The organism is Aquitalea magnusonii (assembly GCF_002217795.2).
Lineage (GTDB): Bacteria > Pseudomonadota > Gammaproteobacteria > Burkholderiales > Chromobacteriaceae > Aquitalea > Aquitalea magnusonii_B.
The window spans coordinates 3316848-3335635 of the sequence record NZ_AP018823.1; the positions used below are offsets into that span (position 1 = coordinate 3316848).

Sequence of the window (18788 nt, forward strand, 5' to 3'; positions counted from 1 at the left end):
GGCTGGGCTCCTTACATATTGTTGACGGCGGCGGGAAGCTGGTAGAAGGTGGGCAAGCGGTAGGTTTTGTCGGCCATTGCGTCGAAAAACGGCTCACTCCACTCGGCCTCGCTGGTCAGCACGGATGCGGAAGGCAGCACCCACAGACTGCCTGCCGGATATTGTCCAAAGGCTGTTTCTGCACTGCGTAGCGCTGCCGCAGCATCACAGGCGTCGACACTGCCAATGTGCTTGTGATCCAGCCCTGGTTTCAGCCGCAAGAAAACTTCAAACTGCCGCGGGGTCTCGCTCGTGCCAGCAACAGGCGCCGCGCCGTTCTGACTGACATCACTGGCAGCCACCACCCACAGGCTGTTGCCTTCCTGACGCCGGGTGTAGACATCGCGCGCCAACAGCAGCGCATGCTGGCCGTCGGTGGCGTGCAGGCTGCTGGAATGCTTGTGCTCAAGGCCGTTACGGCTTTTGATGAAAACCTCGTACCGCGGCCATTGCTCGTGCAATTCTGTCATCGTGGAGTCCTCCGGATTAGTGAGTCGGCCTGGCGATTTTTTTCTCGGCATGCACACGGGCGGCTTCACGTACCCAAGCACCGTCTTCGTGCGCCTTGATGCGGGCCGCCATGCGTTCGCGGTTGCAAGGGCCATTGCCCTTGACCACCTGCCAGAATTCTTCCCAGTCGATGGCACCGAAATCGTAATGGCCACGCTCAGCGTTCCACTTCAGGTCTGGGTCGGGCAGCGTTACACCGAGCACCTCGGCCTGCGGAACAGTGGCATCGACGAATTTCTGCCGCAGATCGTCATTGGAGAAGCGCTTGATACCCCACTTCATGCTGGTGCCGTTGTGTACCGAATCCTGGTCGTGCGGGCCAAACATCATCAGTACCGGCCACCACCAGCGGTCCACCGCCTCCTGCACCATCGCGCGCTGCGCCGGGCTGCCTTTCATCATGGCCACCAACAGGTCATAGCCTTGGCGCTGGTGGAAGCTTTCCTCTTTGCACACCCTGACCATCGCACGGGCATAAGGGCCGTAAGAGCAGCGACACAGCGGTACCTGGTTGGTAATGGCGGCTCCATCCACCAGCCAGCCGATGACACCGATATCAGCCCAGGACAGCGTCGGGTAGTTGAAGATGCTCGAATACTTGGCACTGCCGTCCAGCAAGGCAGCCACCATGGTGTCGCGGCTGACGCCCAGCGTTTCGGCTGCGGCATACAGATACAGGCCATGCCCCCCTTCGTCCTGCACCTTGGCCAACAGAATGGCCTTGCGCTTTAACGTTGGCGCACGGGTGATCCAGTTTCCTTCCGGCAGCATGCCGACAATCTCCGAATGGGCATGTTGGGAAATCTGCCGGATCAGCGTCTTGCGATAGGCATCGGGCATCGGGTCTGATGGCTCGATCTTGATATCGGCCGCCAGCTTCTCGTCGAAGCCGGCACACGGCGCGTCTGTCACTGCATTGCCGGTCGCTTGTGCGCCGGGCAAGTCCAAAGCTTGTGTGTACATCTGCACAACTCCTTGTCGATGAGTTGGTGAGGAAAGTAGTCGTTTCAGCATTCGCCACAAGCTGCCTGCGCTTTGCTGGCGCAGCGGCCAGGTGCGGTGGATTGCTGGCGAATTTAATTAACTTACCGGTCGGTAAATTAAAAAGCAAGAAAAAAAAGGACGGTATGAACCTGCATCCAGCCCACTTAGTGCGGACGCTTGTCGATCACACGCCGCACCTTGCCTACCGAGCGCATGATCGTCATCGGCTCAACCACCTCTACCAGGGTACTGACCCCGACATTGCTCTTGATCATCTGCTGCAATTCCTTGGCCATGCGCATTTTGGCTGCATCAGAGGCATAGCTCGCCGGGTCGCGTTCAACAAAAACGGTCAACACGTCCAGATGGCCATCTTTATCCACTTCCAAATAAAAATGCGGGGTCAGCGAATCAAGCCGCAGGATCAATTCTTCGATCTGGGTTGGAAACACGTTCACGCCGCGGATGATCAGCATGTCGTCAGAGCGACCGACAATCTTGTCGATACGCCGCATGGAACGCGACGTGGGTGGCAACAGACGGGTCAGGTCACGCGTGCGGTAGCGAATCACCGGAAACGCTTCTTTGCTCAAGGAGGTCAGCACCAGCTCACCCTCCTCGCCATCCGGCAACACCTCCCCCGTAACCGGATCAATGATTTCCGGATAGAAGTGGTCTTCCCAGATAACCGGCCCATCCTTACTTTCGATGCACTCGCTGGCCACTCCCGGTCCCATCACTTCGGACAAGCCATAAATGTCCACCGCATCAATACCGGCGCGCTTTTCGATTTCAAGGCGCATCTGCCTGGTCCAGGGTTCTGCACCGAAAATCCCCACCTTGAGCGAAGATTTGGCCGCATCAAGACCCTGCCGCTCCATCTCGTCGAGAATGTTCAGCATATAGGATGGCGTCACCATGATGATGTCGGGCTGAAAATCACGGATCAGTTGCACCTGCTTTTCGGTTTGGCCACCGGACATCGGCACCACGGTACAACCCAGACGCTCCGCACCATAATGTGCGCCCATGCCACCGGTAAACAGCCCGTAACCGTAGGCGATATGCACGATGTCACCCTTGCGCCCCCCTGCGGCGTACACCGAACGCGCCACGACAGTCGCCCAGGTATTGATATCGTTCTGGGTATAGCCAACCACGGTGGGGCGTCCGGTAGTGCCGCTGGACGCGTGGATACGCACGACATCCTTGCGCGGAGTTGCAAACAAACCAAACGGGTAGTGTTCGCGCAAGTCAGACTTGGTGGTAAACGGAAACAGTTTCAGATCCTCCAGCGACTTTACATCTTCCGGATGCACGCCAATTGCTGCACATTTGGCACGAAATGGTGCCACATTGTCGTAAGTGTGCTTGAGCGACCATCTGAGCCGTTGCAGCTGCAAGGCACTCAATTCATCGCGGCTGGCGGTTTCTATCGGCTCCAGTTCGTGGGCCTGGGCTACTTTGCTCACCATGCTGTTTCTCCTCTGGTGTGAATCGGGTCTCCCCGTTCAGTTTTTGCTTCCATCGCGCCGATCCGGCAGGAGCGGCCACACATCACCACAACGCATGCTCCAAGCCAGGAATGAACAGTAATGCCATACCAGCCGGGCCACCGCTAAGGCAGCATGCAGGCAGCGGCATGTTTCGCGCGCAACAGGGCTGACGGCTATGCGCCATGGAAGCCTCTTCCCGCCGCCGCGCGACGACGAATCAAGGGGGAAATGCGGTAGCGGCTCTCGCCATAATGGCGGTGCAGTGCTTCAAGCACCTGGACCAGGCGGGCAGCACCAAAACCATCGGCCCACGCCAGAGGACCCACCGGATAATTGGTGCCGTAGCGCATCGCCAAGTCGACATCTGCCGCGCTGGCGATGCCAAACAGCACGGCATCCGCCGCCTCGTTGGCCAGCATCGCCATCGTGCGCATCACCACCATCCCGGCGATGTCATCGATGGGCAAAATCGTGATGCCTGCCACCTGCAGCAGCCCGGCAGCGTGCTCCAATGCACCGGCGGCTGCCTGATCTGCAACGCATAAGGCCAAGTGGCTTGTACTTATGTAGTCCAGGGCCAGATCAAACAGCACCCAGTTCGCATGTCCGGTTTCCGCGGCGCGCACCGTCGCAGTCCGGCCATCAGTCAATGCCAGTCGCAGGTCCCCGGCCAAGGCCAGGTAGCCCATGCCTTGCGCCGCTTGCCGCTCAACCACTAGCCCGGCCTGCTGCAATCGATGCAGCAGCGGCTCGGCAATGCCAAGATCGCCGACCACCCGCACTTTGTCGGGCGCGGCTTGGCGCGCCAGTGCTGGCGGCTCAGACCGGGCTGCCTGGTCGCGATAATCGTAGAAACCCCGCCCCGTCTTACGTCCCATCCACCCGGCGGCAACGCGCTCCTGCTGTTGCAGCGAAGGTTGAAAGCGACCGTCGTGGTACATGGCGGCAAACACCGAGCTGGTGACAGCGAAATTGACGTCGTTGCCGATCAGGTCCATCAATTCGAATGGCCCCATCGGAAATCCCCCTGCCCTGCGCAGCAAGGTGTCGATCACCTCGGGCTGGGCCGCCGCTTCGGCCAGAGTCCGCAGCGCCTCAGCGTAGTAAGGACGAGCCACGCGATTGACAATGAAACCCGGCGTCGACTGCGCCCGCACCGCCAGCTTGCCCCAGGCGCGGACTGTGTCGCACAGGAGGTCGACCACCGCCGGATCGGTTCCCAAGCCGCTGATCACCTCGACCAGCTTCATCTTGGTGGCGGGGTTGAAAAAGTGCAGGCCCACGAGCCGCTCAGGATGAACCAGGCCACGCGCCAGCGTGGTAATTGAAATCGATGAGGTGTTGGAGGCAAGAATGGCCGACTCGGACAACACCGCTTCCAGCGCCCGGAACAGGGCTTGTTTCGGCTCAGCCAGTTCGACAATGGCCTCGATCACCAGTGCGGCATCAGCCAGTTCTGCCAGCGTGGATACCGGATGCAGGCGCGCACAGGCGACATCCTGCTCCGCGGCGGTCCATTTGCCACGATCCACCAGCACCTGCCATTCGGCACGGATCAAGGCTGGTGCCGCCAAGGCGGAGGCAGCATCCATATCGAACAGGTAAACCTGATGGCCTGCCCTGGCTGCGACGGCGGCAATCCCCCGGCCCATGGCACCGGCGCCCACTACGCCGATGCGATCCTTGCTTGTCAGTGCCATCTCATTTCCCCACAAATTGCGCTGTGCGCTTGGCCATGAAGGCCGCCACACCCTCGCCATAATCGGCGCTGTAGCCAAGTTCTTGCTGGAAAGTGCGCTCCAGTTCGAGCTGCTGCTCCAGCGTATTGCGCTCGGCAGCATGCATGGCCTGCTTGATGCGTGCATACGCCAGCGTCGGCCCCGCAGCCAACTGGCGGGCGGTGCTTGCCACTTCGGCGGCAAAATCGGCATCGTCTACGCATCGCCAGATCAGCCCCCATGCCGCGGCCTGCTCGGCTGGCAACTTGTCCGCCAGCAGCGCCAGCCCCATGGCGCGTGCATTACCCAGCAAGCGGGGCAGGAAATAGCTGCCGCCAGCATCCGGCATCAGGCCGATCTTGCTGAATGCCTGGATAAAGCTGGCCGATCGTGCAGCGATGACAATGTCGCAGGCCAACGCGATGTTGGCACCTGCCCCGGCGGCCACCCCATTGACCGCGGCAATCACCGGCTTGGGCATGCTACGCAAGCGGCACACCAGCGGGGCGTAATAGCGTTCAATCGACTCTCCCAGATCGCACGGCGTATCGGAAGGAGCTACCGCCCGGTCGGATAAATCCTGCCCGGCGCAAAAGCCTCGTCCGCTACCGGTCAGCACCAGCACACGTACCGCCTCGTCCTGGCTGAGCTGCTCCAGTGCCTCGGCCACTTCACCGTGCATGTCGACATTAAAGCTATTCAAGCAATCGGGCCGAGAGAGTGTCAGGGTGGCAACGCCGGCCTCGATATCGAGGCGAATGTGCTGATAGGGGCGGGGCATGCGGTTCTCCATACAGTTAGCTGCCCGCTAAGCCCAAAGTGGCCACCTGGCAGACAAGCCTTTGTTTTTAATAATTTTTCACACCAAACACAGCGCAGTAGCTGTGCCTGATGCTGACTCAACATATCATTGACCGACCGGTAAATCAATATTAGACTGATCCAGGTCAAGGAAATTTTTCAGCACAGGGTTTCCACGACCGTGTTCCGCGAAAACCAGCCCCTGATCGGGTTCGAAAGACTCCACTCGGCCTTTGTATTGAAAGGAATGAAGCGATGGCAAATCCGCTATTTGAACGACATGAAGCTACTTTGCAGCAAGCCCTGAACGCCATTCGTGAACGTGGGTACTGGACACCATATCCAGAGACACCGAGCCCGAAAATTTATGGGGAGGCCGCCGCCGATGAAGGCAGGACAAGGTTCGAGGCCCTGCTTGGCAGCACATTCGACTTTCCCGGCCAGCCGCCTGCCAGCGGGCTTGTTGGTAGCGAACGTTCGCCCTACAGCGGCGCACTCAACATCCGCTACCCGCGTTTTGAGGTTGATACCCTGATTGCCGCTTCGAGCGCTGCGCTGGAGAACTGGCGCCAGGCCGGGCCGGAAGCCTGGGTGGGGGTGTCGTTGGAGATTCTGGCACGGCTTAACAAGCACAGTTTCGAGATGGCTCATGCGGTGATGCATACCACCGGTCAGGCCTTCATGATGTCGTTTCAGGCCGGTGGCCCACATGCGCAAGACCGTGGATTGGAGGCGGTCGCTTACGCCTGGCGTGAAATGTCCGCCATTCCGGCTGCAAGTAGCTGGAGCAAGCCGCAGGGCAAGCATGAGCCGGTCGTGCTGCAAAAGAACTGGAAAATCGTGCCGCGCGGCATTGGTCTGGTCATTGGCTGCTGCACCTTCCCCACCTGGAATGGCTATCCGGGCTTGTTCGCCAGCCTGGCCACCGGCAACACCGTCATCGTCAAGCCACATGCGGGTGCGGTACTACCGATGGCCATCACGGTGAAGATTGCCCGCGAGGTGCTGCAGGAAGCAGGCTTCGACCCGAATGTGGTGTTGCTGGCCGCCAACCAGAGCGGTGAACCGCTGGCCAGCAAGCTGGCGGAAAACGCCGCGATCAAACTGATCGACTTCACCGGCAGCCGTAAAAACGGAGAATGGCTGGAGGCCAACTGCCGGCATGCACAGGTTTACACCGAGAAAGCCGGTGTTAACACCATCGTGATCGACTCAACCCACGACTTCAAAGGACTCAGCCGCAATATCGCCCTGTCGCTGGCTTTGTACGGCGGGCAAATGTGTACTGCGCCGCAGAATATTTTCATTCCGGCCGGCGGCATTACAAGCGCGGAAGGACATCTGTCCTACGAAGAAGTGGTGGCTGGTATCGTCTCAGCCATCAATGGCCTGACCGCCGACCCGGCCAAGGCGGTGGAATTCCTCGGAGCCATTCAGAACCCGGGGGTACTGGCCCGGCTGGAGGCGGCGCAGAAGCTGGGTCAACCCTTGCTCGACAGCCATGCCATCGCACACCCGCTCTATCCCGAAGCCGTTGTGCGCACACCGCTGCTGCGCGCCCTGTCGGTACAAGACCAGGCCATCTACCAGGAAGAGCATTTCGGCCCGATTGCCTTTGTGATCAAAACCAGCAGCAGTGCCGAAAGCCTTGCCATTATTGAAGATACGGTACGCAAACACGGTGCGCTGTCGTTCTCGGTGTACAGCACCGACGCCACCGTACAGCAGCAGGCACAGGCGGTTGCCGAACATGCCTGTGTCTCGCTGTCCCTCAACCTCACCGGCAGCGTACTGGTCAACCAGTCGGCTGCCTTCAGCGACTTCCACGGCACCGGAGGCAACCCGGCGGCCAATGCCGCGCTGTCGGACAGCGCCTTCGTAGCCAACCGCTTCCGTGTGGTACAAACCCGCCGCTTCGCCTAAGCCACTTGCCGCCCGGTATCTGCCGGGCGTTTTACATCTTGTTTGCAGAAAGATCGCGCGATGCAGTGCTTTGCAATTGACGGAGTGATTCCTGTTGTCAGCCCGGATGCCTTCATCCACCCCTCAGCCACATTGATCGGGGACGTTGTGGTGGGCGCGGGCTGCTATATCGGCCCGGGTGCGGTACTGCGCGGGGACTTTGGCCCGATCCGCATTGCGGCAGGCAGCAATATCCAGGACAACTGCGTGCTGCATAGCGGAGTGGATACGCCCTTGATCGTTGAAGAAAACGGTCACGTCGGCCACGGTGCCGTCTTGCACGCCTGCCACCTGGAACGCGGGGTGCTGGTCGGCATGAATGCCGTCGTGATGGATGGCGCACGGCTAGGCCGGCAATGCATTGTCGGCGCGATGGCCTTCATCCCGGCAGGCCGGGTTTGCGCACCACGCCAGTTGCTGCTGGGCCTGCCGGCCAAAGCCGTGCGCACGCTCAGCGCTGAGGAAATCATTGCCAAGCAGCGCGCCACACGCGCTTATCACCATCTGGCCATACGCTGCCGTCGCAGCCTGGTTCCGGTGCAGCCCTTATCCACCCTCGACGCCAAGCGCCCCAAGCTTGATCTATCCGTATTCACGGCAAGCGCAGCCGAAACCTCCGGCACTGACTGAATAACAAGCATCGCTACACCAGCCCATGCAGCAGGCCAGGCCCGGCCACCCAGGAGAATGTGTGATGAACGACGCTAAATTGGAATTAATCCTGCAGCATCCTGATTTCCAGCAATTGATCGCGCAGAAGACCCGCCTTAGCTGGTCGCTTAGCGCGGTGATGCTGGTGATCTACTACGGTTTCATTATGCTGCTGGCATTTTCACCAGGCACACTAGGCAGCCCCCTCAGCGATGGCGCAATCACCATCGGCATTCCGGTCGGAGTGGCCATCATCCTGCTCACTTTCGTGCTGACGGGTATCTATGTATGGATAGCCAATCGCTATCTTGATCCTCTCAACGAAAAAGTGCTCCGGGAGTTCCTCCCATGAAGCGCCGTTATCATCTGCTTGCGCTCTTGGCCTGTGGCCTGAGCTGCCAGCCCCTCCTCGCCGCGGCAAGCAATCCGCTATCCGCCAGTTCCAGGCCGCTGAACTGGAACGCCATTGCAATGTTCTTGGTTTTTGTCCTCTTTACACTGGCAATTACCAGGTGGGCGGCCAAACGCACCCGCTCCGCTGCCGACTTTTATACTGCAGGTGGCGGCCTGAGCCCCTTGCAAAACGGCCTGGCGATTGCCGGTGACATGGTCTCGGCTGCGTCATTTCTGGGCATTTCAGCCATGATGTTCGACAAGGGCTACGATGGCCTCATCTATGCGCTGGGTGTACTGGCGGGCTGGCCCATCATCCTGTTTCTGATTGCCGAGCGGCTGCGCAACCTGGGCAAGTTCACCTTTGCCGACGTGGTGTCCTACCGGCTGGCGCAAACGCCGGTGCGGATCACCGCCGCGCTAGGCACGCTGACGGTGGCCATCATGTACCTGGTGGCGCAGATGGTTGGTGCCGGCAAGTTGATCCAACTGCTGTTCGGCACCAGTTACCTGTCCGCCGTCATGCTGGTTGGGGTGCTGATGGTGCTGTACGTCACCTTTGGCGGCATGCTTGCCACCACCTGGGTACAAATCATCAAGGCCGTACTGCTGCTGGCCGGCACCACCTTCATGGCCTTCATGGTGCTGTCGCACTTCGGTTTCAGTCCGGAAGCGCTGTTTGCCGGTGCGGCCCACACACATGCCAAAGGTAAAGCCATCCTGGCACCGGGCGGCCTGGTTTCCGACCCTGTGGATGCCATCTCGCTCGGGCTGGGCATGATGTTCGGCACCGCCGGCCTGCCGCATATCCTGATGCGCTTCTTTACCGTTGCCGATGCCAGGCAAGCACGTAAATCCGTGTTTTACGCCACCGGCTTTATCGCTTATTTCTATCTGTTAATCCTGGTGGTGGGCTTCGGTGCCATCGTGATGGTTGGTGCCGACCCCAGCTTCCGCGATGCGGCCGGCAAAATCATCGGCGGTAATAACATGATTGCGGTCCACCTGGCACAAGCTGTCGGCGGCAACCTGTTTCTTGGTTTCATCTCGGCCGTCGCTTTCGCCACCATTCTGGCCGTGGTCGCCGGACTGGCCCTATCAGGTGCCTCTGCCATTTCGCACGACCTGTATGCCACGGTGCTTTGCCAGGGGAGTGCCAGCGAACAGCGTGAAATCAGGGTGTCCAAAATAGCCACATTAGCCATTGGCATCCTCGCCATCGTACTGGGCCTGCTATTTGAAAAGCAGAACATCGCTTTTCTTTCTGGCTTGGTGCTGGCAATTGCCGCCTCGGTCAATTTCCCGGTTTTGTTCCTGTCCATGTTCTGGAAAGGCCTGACTACCCGTGGAGCCGTGGTGGGCAGCCTTGCCGGCTTGCTATCCGCGGTCGGCCTGTTGATACTCGGCCCAACCGTGTGGGTGGAAATCCTGCAGCACCAGACCCCGCTATTTCCCTATGCCAACCCTGCGTTGTTTTCCATGAGCATTGCCTTTGGCAGTGCCTGGCTACTATCCGTGCTGGACCACTCACCGCGCGCAAATGCCGAACGCCAGCGTTATCTTGCGCAGTACATCCGATCGATGACCGGCATTGCTGCCGCAAAAGCCAGCCAGAAGCATTGAATCATTTACTAAGCAGCGGCCACGAGCAGACCGCCTCTGCACGTGGCCGCGCACCAGACAAATGCAGCGGAATGCAACTGGCAGGCGGCCCTGTTGTGGCGCTACACTGCAAGGGTAAGACCGCATAATTCCCTCCCGAAAGCAAAAGGAAACGCGATGTCCCGGCCCCTCTACCCTACGCCGCTGCACAGCCACAGCGACGATGACGATGATGAGGCAGTCAAACTGCCCGCCTTTCGCCGCTACGAATCTCAAGGCGTGATCCGGCAGATTTCCTACTACCTGTCCGGTGAAATCGTCGATCCGATTCAATACACCGACTTGCTGTACACCCTACGCACCGCCAGCGCCACCGACCTGATCTTCCTGCACCTGAACACCCCCGGTGGCAATTTCGATACCGGCCTGCAAATCATCAACAATATCGCCGCCAGCGAGGCGCACGTCATCACCATTCTGGAAGCCCGCGCCTACTCGATGGGCGCACTGATCTTCCTGGCCGGCGACGAGCTGGTCGTGCATGACACCTGCCAGCTGATGTTCCACAACTATTCATCCGCTTCCATCGGCAAGGGCAATGAGCAGGCAGCGCAGGTAATGGCCAGCCGCAAGTGGTTCGACAAGGTGATGCGCAATGTCTGCCGCCCCTTCCTGAGCGATCAGGAACTGGAGCGCATCAGCAAGGGCGAGGATATCTGGCTGGACACCGACGACATCCGTCGCCGCCTGCTGCATATCCAGAAAGGCGAACCGGCGGTCAAACCCAAAACCAATAGCGCCAAGGTCAAACCGGTGGCGCTGAGCGCAACCGAAGCCGACAGCGTGGCCAAACCAGCCAGCAAACCCCGCAAAACCAAGCTGGCCTGAGGCCGTGCTTAGCGTGGCGCACCACATAGCGTAGCAGCGCGGAAACAAGCCGCGCCAACGCAGACAGTCGGCATACGGCAAGGCGCAAGGCCGCAGCAGCGTTCTTGTGAGCCGCTGTCAATCCACGATGAACAGCCGCGCCCCGGTCCGGGTGGAGGAGCGGTGCGGCTCGCCTTCATCGGCCACCTGATAGCTCAGTCCCGGTGTCAACATGAAGCGGCGGCCATCGGCCAGTTCGGTCAGCAACTCCCCCTCCAGACACAGCAGGATATGGCCCTTGCGGCACCAGTGGTCAGCCACATAGCCGGGGCTGTACTCCACCATGCGCACGCGGATATTGCCAAACTGGCAGCTACGCCACAGCGCCATGCCGCTTGCGCCGGGATGCTCGGTGGGGACAATGGCCGACCAGTCGGTCACGCCAAAGGGGATAGTGTCGATTTGCATGCTGCGCTCCATCACGGGCTGAACAAGCAGACAGCTTACCCCAGCACGTCCAGTGTGGAATGCAGCGGACAAGAAAAAGCCCGGAGTGTGCTCCGGGCCGGTGCGGTGATGTGCTAGAGATTTATACCGCCTTGAGCTTGCCCTTGGGCTTGGCAGTCACAGCGGGCGCGGTAGTCTCCTCCCGCAGATGAGCTTCGCGCCAGGCGTGGCCGTAGTAGCTGTCCAGCAATAGCTGCTTCAGTTCGCTGATCAGTGGATAGCGCGGATTGGCCCCGGTGCATTGGTCGTCAAATGCATCCTCGGCCAGTTGGTCCACCTTGGCGAGGAAGTCCGCCTCGCCCACCCCGGCAGCCTGAATCGACATGGGGATGTTGAGCATCTGCTTGAGCTCGTCCACCCACTGCACCAGTTTTTCCACCCGTTCGTGATCGCGGCTGGCTTCCAGCCCCAGATGGCGGGCAATTTCGGCATAGCGCTCTACGCTCTTGGGGCGGTCGTACTGGCTGAAGGCGGTTTGCTTGGTGGGAATGTCGGCCGCGTTGTAGCGGATGACATTGCTGATCAGCAAGGCATTGGCCAGACCGTGGGCCAGGCCGAATTCCGCGCCCAGCTTGTGCGCCATGGAGTGGCACACACCCAGGAAGGCGTTGGCAAAGGCGATGCCGGCAATGGTGGCGGCGTTATGCACTTGCTCGCGCGCTTTCGGATCGCGCGCGCCGTTGGCATAGGCCGATGGCAGGTAGTCCTTCAGCAGCTTCAGCGCCTGCAGGGCTTGCGGGTCGGAATATTCGTTGGCCATCACCGACACATAGGCCTCCAGCGCATGCGTCACCGCGTCGATGCCGCCAAAGGCGGTGAGCGACTTGGGCATGTCCATCACCAGATTGGCATCCACAATGGCCATGTGCGGGGTGAGTTCGTAGTCGGCAATCGGGTATTTCACCCCGGTCACTTCATCGGTCACCACGGCAAACGGTGTGACTTCCGAGCCGGTGCCGGATGTGGTGGGCACCGCCACCAGCATGGCTTTGCCACCCAGCTTGGGGAACTGGTAAATGCGTTTGCGGATGTCCATGAAGCGCAGCGCCAGATCGGCAAAATGCACTTCCGGGTGTTCGTACATCACCCAGATGATCTTGGCCGCATCCATCGGCGAACCACCACCCAGCGCCATGATGACGTCCGGCTGGAAGGCATGGGCCAGATCAACCCCTTTGCGCACGATGGCCAATGTGGGGTCGGCCGGCACCTCGAAGAACACTTCCACTTCCAGCCCCATCTTTTTCAACAGGCGGATGGGCTCGTCGACAAAGCCGTGTTCGAACAGGTATTGCCCGGTGACAATCAGGCAACGCTTTTTGCCAGCCAGGTCTTCCAGCGCCACCGGCAGGCAGCCGCGGCGGAAGTAAATGGACTTGGGCAGTTTGTGCCACAGCATGTTTTCCGCCCTCTTGGCCACGGTTTTCTTGTTGATCAGGTGTTTGGGGCCGACGTTTTCCGAGATGGAGTTGCCACCCCAGGAACCGCAGCCCAGCGTCAGCGACGGGGCCAGGCTGAAGTTGTACAAATCACCGATGCCACCATGCGAGGACGGGGTGTTGATCAGGATGCGGGCGGTTTTCATCTTGTCGCCAAAATAGCGGATGCGCTCGCCTTGCAAGTCCTGATCGGTATACAGCGCCGAGGTGTGGCCGATGCCACCCAGTGCCACCAGCGCGGCGGCCTGGTCGCAGGCATCGGCAAAATCGCGGGCGCGGTACATGGCCAGCGTGGGCGACAGTTTTTCGTGGGCGAAGGCTTCGTCATTGCTCAGATCGCTCACTTCGCCAATCAGCACCTTGGTGTCGGCCGGTACGGTAATGCCGGCCATGGCGGCAATTTTCACCGCGCTCTGGCCGACGATGGAGGCATTCAGATTGCCGCGGTTGAGGATGACACCCGCCACGGCGGCGGTTTGCTCTGCACTGAGGATGTAACCGCCATGCCGGGAAAAGCGTTCGCGCACGGCCTCGTAAATGCTGTCCACCACGATGACGGATTGCTCGGACGCACACACCACGCCGTTGTCGAAGGTCTTGGACATCAGGATGGAGGCCACGGCGCGCTTGATGTCGGCGGTTTCATCGATCACCGCCGGGGTATTGCCCGCGCCCACGCCAATGGCCGGTTTGCCGGAGGAATACGCTGCCCGCACCATGCCGGGGCCACCGGTGGCCAGGATCAGATTGATATCCGGATGCTGCATCAGTGCATTGGACAGCTCCACGCTAGGCTCATCTATCCAGCCGATGATGTCCCTGGGCGCACCGGCGGCCACCGCCGCTTCCAGCACCAGCCGCGCGGCTTCGCAAGTGGAACGGCGCGCCCGCGGATGCGGCGAGAAAATGATGGCATTGCGGGTTTTCAGCGCGATCAGCGCCTTGAAAATGGCGGTGGAGGTGGGATTGGTGGTGGGCACGATGCCGCACAGGATGCCAATGGGCTCGGCAATGGTGATGGTGCCGAAGCTGTCGTCTTCCGACAGCACGCCGCAGGTCTTTTCATCCTTGTACTTGTTGTAGATGTACTCGGAGGCAAAGTGATTCTTGATCACCTTGTCTTCCATCACCCCCATGCCGGTTTCTTCCACCGCCATGCGCGCCAGCGGAATGCGCGCATCGGCCGCGGCCAGCGCCGCGCTGCGGAAAATCACATCCACCTGCTGTTGGGAAAATTCGGCAAACACCGCCTGGGCCTGTTTGACACGCGCGACCAGCGCATCCAGTTGTTCCAATGAAGATACCGACATGACACGACTCCAATAACAAAGAAAGAAATCCGTCCCGGGCACCATGACATTCAGTTTATTTTTACGCCATATCGCGCACATGAATAATAATCACGGCAACTGAATATCCGGCCCTGCCTGCTGTAATAAACTCACTACAGAAAAGCAAATAAGATTGTCCGACAAACAAGAAAACAGCCTTTGTTTACGGTGAAAATTATTAATTACGGCCAGATTACTCTTTTTATCTTCAGGTCGTTTTGCGCCAGACCAAACAAAAGATGCAAATACCACCGCCAAATACGGCAGATTCAATAAGCGGCAAATAAACCGCCGCAAACATTGTAGTGCTTCACTTACACTCCCTCCTTGCCGGGCATGAAAAAACCGCCAGCGCCTGAGCAGGCGGTGGCGGTCTGTCGGCAACAATGTGGCGCGGAATCAGCGCATGAAGCTGTATTTGAAAAACTGGCCCTGCTTCATCAGTGCGCGGATTGCAGCCGGGTCGGTTTCGCCGTTCAGATTGGTGATGACCAGCTTGCCCGCGCCCTGGCGCAGATCATTACGGAAATCGTAGAACGCCCCCAGGATGGCCAGATGCCCGGCCTCCACCTCGCCGGAAAACTTCAGGATGGCACTTTCCACCTGGTTGTTGATGTTGAGCAGCGCGCCGTCAGTGGGGTCTATCCCCTGCGGAATATTGATGGTGGCCAATTCCTTGCGAATGGCCGGCTCCAGCTTGCTGTAATCGGATGAAGCAGCCTTGATGGCACCGCAGGCGGCATGGCCAACAAAAATCAGCAGCGGGGTATGCAGATGACGCACGCCATACTCCACCGAGCCCTCTGCCGTGGCCAGTTGATTGCCGATATCGCGCACCATGAACAAATCGTTGACCGCACTCTTGTCCATCACTTCGCTTTGCACGCGCGAATCGGAGCAGGTGACTACCGTGGCACGCGGCGTCTGCTTGTCGGCAAAGGTCTTGAAGTAGGCGGCATTGTGGTGCGCCATATAGTCGGTATTGTCGTGCAGGATGGTCGTCACGGCCGCCCGTACCTGCTGCACTTCCGAACCATGGCCGTGCTCGTCATGGCTGCTTTCCTCCGGCTTGTGAGGCAGCGCCTTGGCTTTGGCACGATGTGGTTTGGCCCTGCGCTTTGCCTCATGCGCCGCCATGCCTGGGGCATGCACTTCCGGACTAGGGCCTAGCGGGGTCTTGATCTGCGGTGCGGCGGACTGCTTCACCTCCGGCTGCAGGGTTTCCGGCTCCTTGGGCTTGGCCCGTGCCGCCGCCATCGACGCGGCCAGCTTGCCCGGCAACACAATGGTTTTACTTGAACTTTCGGCCGCAGCCGATGCCGCCTGCTTGCCCGGCAGCACAATCGGCTTGCTGTGTTCGGCGGCTGCCGCGGCCTTTTCTTCGGCCTGCGCCATGCCGGCCAGACTAGCGCCCACCAGTACCATTATCGCCGCCTGCAGCGAACGGATCTGCCATGTCTTGTTCATCACGCCTTGCATCCTGTTGTTGGTAAGAGATAGCCCCCACACCGCCCTGCCCGGTCGTGTGGGTGGCACGCAGCGCTGTTATTGCGACAGATCACCGCTTTACTCTTTTTATGCTGTCCTGGCTGGCCGCACCGGTTTTTCTGGCTTACGGCAGCGGCAGCCAATGACTCCTACTCGTCATATCGGCCAGTTTTTACCAAACTTAAGCTGTTGACTGCGCACGGCGCGGGCTGTCCTGCCCGCATAACACGCCGCCCAACACCAGCAGGCAGGCCAGCCACTGCGCCGCAGTCAGGGTTTCCCCCAGCAACAGCCAGGCCAGCAGCACGGTAAACAGCGGAATCAGATTAATGAAGGGCGATGCCCGCGACACCGGCATCTTGCTGACCGCCCAGGTGTACAAACCATAGGCCCCCAGGGTGACGAACACGCCCAGATACACCACCAGCAGGCTGGGCAATAGCGGAAATTGCGTGGGCCAATGGCCCCACGGGGTGAGCAAGGCGGCACCAAACCAGACGCTGCCCAGCACCGTCTGCATGCCGGTAATGGCCAGTGCCGAATAACGCCGGGACAAGCGCTTGGCAATCAGCACATAGCCGGTGGCGCACAACATGGCACAAAACTCCAGCGCATTACCCAATACCGGGTTGGGTGCCTGAGCGGACACCTGATTGTCCAGGGTAAGCCACAGCACACCAGCAAAAGAAATGGCCAGCCCCAGCCAGCTACGCCGGCTCATCCTCTCATGCAGGAACAGCATGGCCCCCACACCGGTCAGCAGCGGAAGCGTGGCGGTAATCACCGATGCCTGTGCGGCACTGGTATTCACCAGCGCCTGGGCCTCGAACAGAAAATACAAGCAAGGTTCGGCCAGGCCCATGGCCAGCATCCAGCGCCAATCACCACGCTGATAGCGCCAGCGTTCTGCCCGCTGCCACAGCAACGGCAGAATGCAGCAACTGGCCAGCACCATGCGGGCAAACAGCACCGCCAGCGGGTCGAACACGGCAAAGACAATCTTGAGGGCGATAAAGGCACTGGCCCAGAGCAACATGGCAGCGCTGAGCGCAAAAGTGGGCAACATGAGCAATCCATTGCAAAAGGAAAACCGCCGGCGGTCATCACCGGCAGCGCTCATTTTCCCATATCCCGCCCTAGCGCGTTACTTCGGCAAAAGCTTCCAGCACTTTGCCAGTCAAAGGCTGGCTGATGGCGCGCAGATAACGCTGCGCAAGCTGCTCGCGGCTTATTGAGGTGAAACCGGCAAAAGCCGCGGAACCGCGTTCATCCTCCGCCACGACACCGGGGCTGACCAGATTCACCCGCGCCTGCCCCCACAACTCCTGTGCCGCCGAACGCACAAAAGCCGCCAAACCGGCATTGACCACGCTGGCGCAACTGCCGCCATTGATATGTTCGCGCTCCAGCAGGCCGGAGGTCAGTACAAACACGGCACCGGGTTTCAGATAGCGCGCGCCGATCTGCACCAGCCGCACCTGCCCCATCAGCTTGTGATTCAGCCCGCCCAGCCAGTCAGACTCGCTCAATTGCGACAGCGGCTTGAACGGCACATGACCGGCGGCCACCACCACCGCGTCCAGGTCTGGATGTGCCTGGTACATGGCCTCGATGCTGGCCGGATCTGTCATGTCCACGATCACCTCCCCGCCATGGCGCCCCCCCACCAGCACCTGATGTTGTGCTGACAGCAGCTGCACCACCGCACTACCGATAACACCACGTCCACCAATAACCAGTACTTTCATTGTCTTGCCTTTCCTGAGTGAAATCGTTCTAAAAAACATGCCAATCAATCATACACAGGACAATTTCGCCGATTAACCCCAGCAAATAGACTTCAATGTTCAAAATTAAAAACAATACAGCACAAACCTGCCTGACCGACGGTTTGCTAAGAAAATTCCTGGCACTGTTCAGGAAACTGGGCAGCCCTATGCTAATATCGTGAAAAACGCCGTCAAATACATCGCCCTTACCACGCACTGTTCTGCCATGAAAACAAATCCCACTCCATCGCCCGATGCCCTGCTGGCTTTTGATGCACTGGCGCGCAAAGGCAGTTTCACCGCCGCCGCCGATGACATCGGCTGTGCCAAAAGCCGGATCAGCCAGTTGGTGAAAGAGCTGGAACAACAGCTTGGCACCGTGCTGGTACTGCGCAACACCCGCCGCGTGGCGCTGACCGAAACCGGTCGCCGCCTGGCCGCGCACGCCCGCCAGTTGCGCGAGATGCTGGAAAAAGTGGGGCCGGATATCGAAGAAGCGCAGGGCCTGATCGAAGGCCCGCTGCGCATCAGCGCCACCGCCTCGTTTGCCCAATACCTGCTAGCCCCCATGCTGTCCGAGCTGGCCGCCTGCCATCCCGGACTGGAACTGGAGCTACGCGCGGAAAACCGCCTGCAAGACCCGATCAACGACGGCGTGGACTTCTGCATCCGCTCGCGCAATGTGCATGACGACCGCCTGGTGGCCAAACCGCTGGGCTTTGTCTGGGAAGCGCCCTACGCCTCGCCCGACTATCTGGCCAAGGCGCCGCCGCTGGAAACACCGGATGACCTGTGTCGCCACCGCATCCTGCTCAACAGCCACCATGTCTATGGCCGGGAATGGCGACTGGAAAAAGACGGGGAGCTCAAATCCATCACCACCCGCCCCATGCTGGTATGCGACCAGTACGCCTCGCTGATCTCCGGCCTGATTGCCGGCCACGGCGTGGCACTGCTGCCGCACTATGTGGCCAGCCATTATCTGCAAAGCGGGCATCTGGTACGGGTACTGCCAGGCTGGCAAGGCGGCAGTTGGCCGGTGTATCTGGTATTCCCTTACCGCCAGCCCCTGCCCGGCAAATACGAAGCCTTCATCCAGCATGTGACGCCACGGCTGCGCGCCGTGCTGGAAGAACGCCCGCTGTATTCCGGCGGCAAAGACTGACACGGCAAGGCCAGGCGCAGGGCCGACCCTTGATCCAGACCAAAGCAACCGCGACCGGCTTTTGCC

The 18788-nt window shown here is 59.9% G+C and carries 16 protein-coding genes; 6 read left to right on the top strand and 10 right to left on the bottom strand.

Annotated elements, in window-relative coordinates; genetic code table 11:
- Positions 1 to 11: 11 nt before the first annotated feature.
- The 5 genes from DLM_RS15790 to paaG form a co-directional block, all read right to left on the bottom strand.
- Positions 12 to 509 carry a 1,2-phenylacetyl-CoA epoxidase subunit B gene (locus tag DLM_RS15790; protein WP_197715427.1) on the bottom strand — a complete coding sequence of 166 codons (498 nt, stop codon included), beginning with the start codon at positions 507 to 509 and terminating at the stop codon, positions 12 to 14.
- 16 nt (positions 510 to 525) lie between these two features.
- Complete coding sequence (gene paaA, locus DLM_RS15795) at positions 526 to 1512, bottom strand: 1,2-phenylacetyl-CoA epoxidase subunit PaaA (RefSeq protein ID WP_089085544.1); 987 nt, start codon at positions 1510 to 1512, stop codon at positions 526 to 528.
- 185 nt (positions 1513 to 1697) lie between these two features.
- A complete protein-coding gene (gene paaK / locus DLM_RS15800; RefSeq protein ID WP_089085543.1) occupies positions 1698 to 3008 on the bottom strand; it encodes a phenylacetate--CoA ligase PaaK in 1311 nt (436 codons plus the stop codon).
- A 194-nt stretch (positions 3009 to 3202) separates the two neighbouring features.
- Positions 3203 to 4729, bottom strand: coding sequence for a 3-hydroxyacyl-CoA dehydrogenase PaaH (gene paaH, locus DLM_RS15805; RefSeq protein WP_089085542.1), 1527 nt, complete (start codon positions 4727 to 4729; stop codon positions 3203 to 3205).
- A gap of 1 nt (position 4730) precedes the next feature.
- Entirely contained in the window at positions 4731 to 5528 is a 798-nt protein-coding gene (paaG, locus tag DLM_RS15810; protein ID WP_089085541.1) for a 2-(1,2-epoxy-1,2-dihydrophenyl)acetyl-CoA isomerase PaaG, read from the bottom strand.
- Between the two features lie 275 nt (positions 5529 to 5803).
- On the opposite strand from paaG, the gene paaN reads away from it, so the two are divergent.
- The 5 genes from paaN to DLM_RS15835 all read left to right on the top strand — a co-directional run bounded on the left by paaN (position 5804) and on the right by DLM_RS15835 (position 11044).
- Positions 5804 to 7471 carry a phenylacetic acid degradation protein PaaN gene (paaN, locus tag DLM_RS15815; RefSeq protein ID WP_089085540.1) on the top strand — a complete coding sequence of 556 codons (1668 nt, stop codon included), beginning with the start codon at positions 5804 to 5806 and terminating at the stop codon, positions 7469 to 7471.
- Positions 7472 to 7531: 60 nt separating this feature from the next.
- Positions 7532 to 8140, top strand: coding sequence for a gamma carbonic anhydrase family protein (locus DLM_RS15820; RefSeq protein WP_089085539.1), 609 nt, complete (start codon positions 7532 to 7534; stop codon positions 8138 to 8140).
- Positions 8141 to 8204: 64 nt separating this feature from the next.
- Positions 8205 to 8513: a DUF485 domain-containing protein gene (locus DLM_RS15825; protein ID WP_089085538.1), complete on the top strand. Its 309-nt coding sequence runs from the start codon at positions 8205 to 8207 to the stop codon at positions 8511 to 8513.
- Positions 8510 to 10177 (top strand): cation acetate symporter, encoded by a 1668-nt coding sequence (locus DLM_RS15830; protein WP_089085537.1) that lies wholly within the window; start codon positions 8510 to 8512, stop codon positions 10175 to 10177. The genes DLM_RS15825 and DLM_RS15830 overlap by 4 nt, the downstream gene beginning before the upstream one ends.
- A 156-nt stretch (positions 10178 to 10333) precedes the next feature.
- On the top strand, positions 10334 to 11044 hold the full coding sequence (locus DLM_RS15835) for a Clp protease ClpP (protein WP_119313261.1): 711 nt from the start codon (positions 10334 to 10336) through the stop codon (positions 11042 to 11044).
- Between the two features lie 117 nt (positions 11045 to 11161).
- Here DLM_RS15835 and DLM_RS15840 read toward each other — a convergent pair whose 3' ends face one another.
- The 5 genes from DLM_RS15840 to DLM_RS15860 all read right to left on the bottom strand — a co-directional run bounded on the left by DLM_RS15840 (position 11162) and on the right by DLM_RS15860 (position 17536).
- On the bottom strand, positions 11162 to 11491 hold the full coding sequence (locus tag DLM_RS15840) for a DHCW motif cupin fold protein (protein WP_089085754.1): 330 nt from the start codon (positions 11489 to 11491) through the stop codon (positions 11162 to 11164).
- Positions 11492 to 11612: 121 nt separating this feature from the next.
- A complete protein-coding gene (adhE, locus tag DLM_RS15845; RefSeq protein ID WP_089085536.1) occupies positions 11613 to 14279 on the bottom strand; it encodes a bifunctional acetaldehyde-CoA/alcohol dehydrogenase in 2667 nt (888 codons plus the stop codon).
- Between the two features lie 420 nt (positions 14280 to 14699).
- Entirely contained in the window at positions 14700 to 15767 is a 1068-nt protein-coding gene (locus tag DLM_RS15850) for a carbonic anhydrase (RefSeq protein WP_231959874.1), read from the bottom strand.
- Between the two features lie 202 nt (positions 15768 to 15969).
- Entirely contained in the window at positions 15970 to 16854 is an 885-nt protein-coding gene (locus DLM_RS15855; RefSeq protein ID WP_089085535.1) for a DMT family transporter, read from the bottom strand.
- Positions 16855 to 16924: 70 nt separating this feature from the next.
- The gene (locus DLM_RS15860; RefSeq protein WP_167467140.1) at positions 16925 to 17536 is read right to left on the bottom strand and encodes a short chain dehydrogenase; all 612 of its coding nucleotides are present in this window, start codon (positions 17534 to 17536) and stop codon (positions 16925 to 16927) included.
- Between the two features lie 247 nt (positions 17537 to 17783).
- Here DLM_RS15860 and DLM_RS15865 point away from each other — a divergent pair, with 247 nt between their 5' ends.
- Positions 17784 to 18722: a LysR family transcriptional regulator gene (locus DLM_RS15865; RefSeq protein ID WP_089085752.1), complete on the top strand. Its 939-nt coding sequence runs from the start codon at positions 17784 to 17786 to the stop codon at positions 18720 to 18722.
- Positions 18723 to 18788: the final 66 nt, after the last annotated feature.

Coding starts and splice junctions, on each gene's coding strand:
- adhE (WP_089085536.1), bottom strand. CDS start 14,279: ATGTCGGTATCTTCATTGGAACAACTGGATGCGCTGGTCGCGCGTGTC.
- DLM_RS15820 (WP_089085539.1), top strand. CDS start 7,532: ATGCAGTGCTTTGCAATTGACGGAGTGATTCCTGTTGTCAGCCCGGAT.
- paaH (WP_089085542.1), bottom strand. CDS start 4,729: ATGGCACTGACAAGCAAGGATCGCATCGGCGTAGTGGGCGCCGGTGCC.
- DLM_RS15835 (WP_119313261.1), top strand. CDS start 10,334: ATGTCCCGGCCCCTCTACCCTACGCCGCTGCACAGCCACAGCGACGAT.
- paaK (WP_089085543.1), bottom strand. CDS start 3,008: ATGGTGAGCAAAGTAGCCCAGGCCCACGAACTGGAGCCGATAGAAACC.
- DLM_RS15790 (WP_197715427.1), bottom strand. CDS start 509: ATGACAGAATTGCACGAGCAATGGCCGCGGTACGAGGTTTTCATCAAA.
- DLM_RS15840 (WP_089085754.1), bottom strand. CDS start 11,491: ATGCAAATCGACACTATCCCCTTTGGCGTGACCGACTGGTCGGCCATT.
- DLM_RS15855 (WP_089085535.1), bottom strand. CDS start 16,854: ATGTTGCCCACTTTTGCGCTCAGCGCTGCCATGTTGCTCTGGGCCAGT.
- DLM_RS15825 (WP_089085538.1), top strand. CDS start 8,205: ATGAACGACGCTAAATTGGAATTAATCCTGCAGCATCCTGATTTCCAG.
- paaA (WP_089085544.1), bottom strand. CDS start 1,512: ATGTACACACAAGCTTTGGACTTGCCCGGCGCACAAGCGACCGGCAAT.
- paaN (WP_089085540.1), top strand. CDS start 5,804: ATGGCAAATCCGCTATTTGAACGACATGAAGCTACTTTGCAGCAAGCC.
- DLM_RS15830 (WP_089085537.1), top strand. CDS start 8,510: ATGAAGCGCCGTTATCATCTGCTTGCGCTCTTGGCCTGTGGCCTGAGC.
- DLM_RS15860 (WP_167467140.1), bottom strand. CDS start 17,536: ATGAAAGTACTGGTTATTGGTGGACGTGGTGTTATCGGTAGTGCGGTG.
- DLM_RS15850 (WP_231959874.1), bottom strand. CDS start 15,767: ATGAACAAGACATGGCAGATCCGTTCGCTGCAGGCGGCGATAATGGTA.
- paaG (WP_089085541.1), bottom strand. CDS start 5,528: ATGCCCCGCCCCTATCAGCACATTCGCCTCGATATCGAGGCCGGCGTT.
- DLM_RS15865 (WP_089085752.1), top strand. CDS start 17,784: ATGAAAACAAATCCCACTCCATCGCCCGATGCCCTGCTGGCTTTTGAT.